The 1,507-nt window shown below is 68.7% G+C and carries 2 protein-coding genes; both read right to left on the reverse strand.

The features are described from left to right. A partial coding sequence (locus tag BKN37_RS27105; protein WP_131823728.1) for a serine/threonine-protein kinase occupies nt 1-864 on the reverse strand: 864 nt, incomplete at its 3' end. A 143-nt stretch (nt 865-1,007) separates the two neighbouring features. After that, nucleotides 1,008-1,507, reverse strand: a 500-nt coding sequence (locus BKN37_RS27110) for a DUF222 domain-containing protein (RefSeq protein WP_131823729.1), incomplete at its 5' end; no start/stop codon positions are given.

Here is a 1,507-nt window from a genome sequence, read left to right on the forward strand (position 1 = left end):
GTTGGGGAGTGGCTGCGGCGCGGACACCGGTGGTGGCGCGGCCGTCGGGGTGTCGACGGCGTCCAGCGCGGCGCGCGCCAATTCCGCCGCGCTGCCGTAGCGTTCGGCGGGGTTCTTGGCCATGCCCCGGGCGATCACCGCGTCAAAGCCGACCGGCACCGCCGGGTTGACGCTGGACGGCCGGGGCGGCGGGGTGGTCAGGTGGCTGCTGATCTGGTGCTCGACACTGTCACCGGCAAACGGGTGCTGCGCGGTCAAGCATTCGTACAGCACGCAGGTCAGCGAATAGACGTCCGAACGCGCGTCGATGGTGCGCTGGTCGGGGCTGAACCGCTCCGGAGCCATGTAGTGAAAGGTTCCGACGACCCCGCCCGCCGCGGTCAGGGCCAGTTCCCCTGCCGCACGGGCGATCCCGAAATCGATCAGATAGGCGAAGTCGTCGGCGTCCAGCAAAACGTTGGACGGCTTGACATCCCGGTGCAACAACCCGGCCCGGTGGGTGGCGTGCAAGGCCTTGGCGGCCTGGTCGATGATGTGGGCGGCGCGCCGCGGCGGCAGCGGCCCACGGTCCAGGATGGACTGCAGGTCGCGGCCGTCGACCAGCCGCATGTCCACAAACAGGCGCCCGTTGACTTCCCCGTGGGTGTGGATCGGGATGACGTGGGGGCTGCTCAGTCGCGCGGCGGCTTGCGCCTCGCGGCGGAACCGCTGCTGAAACAGGGGGTCCCGGGAAATCTCGGCCGGCAAGATCTTGAGCGCGACGACCCGGTCGATGACCGTGTCACGCGCCCGCCACACCTCTCCCATGCCGCCGCGACCCAGCAACTCGATCAGCCGGTATTTCCCGAACTGGGATCCTTCCAACGAGTCCTCCAGCAACGACGGGCCGGCAACGATCCGTCCACCATAGCGGGTGCGCTGGGGCCGGTCTGGGGAGCGTACGCCGACGCGCCGATCGCACAAGTTGGATCGCCCGAATTGACCTGCCCATCTCCGCTGTAGCGGCGCTAGGGGTCGTCTTCGTCGTCGTTGTTGTGGAGGAGTTCTTCGGGGTGGTGGAGGTGGTTGGTTTCTGGTGGGGTGGTGCCGTCGGTCCAGGCGAGGCGGCCGGTGTTGGTGATGGTGGTGGTGTAGTGGCCGTTGGTGGCGCCGGTGTGGTCGCCGCCGCAGGCGAAGTGGAGTTCGTCGGCGTTGGTGCGGCCGCCTTTGCTCCAGTCGTTGGCGTGGTGGACTTCGCAGTGGTAGCCGGGTTGGGTGCAGTTGGGTCGGGTGCAGCCGCGGTCGCGGGCGTAGCAGATGATGCGTTGGTCGAGGGTGGCGATGCGGCGGCTGCGGCCGAGGTAGAGCGGGCGGTGGGAGTGGTTGTCGAATACGGCGAGGTAGTGGATGGAGTTGGCGGCCATGCGGATCAGGTCGTGCATGGGCAGCCGCGAACCCCCGCCGGTGCGGGCCGGGGGTGGCATGGGGATCTTCGGGTCGGTCGTGGCGTGGATGGCTTGGTTGCTGG

This window comes from Mycobacterium talmoniae (assembly GCF_001854525.1).
In the GTDB taxonomy this organism is placed as follows: domain Bacteria; phylum Actinomycetota; class Actinomycetes; order Mycobacteriales; family Mycobacteriaceae; genus Mycobacterium; species Mycobacterium talmoniae.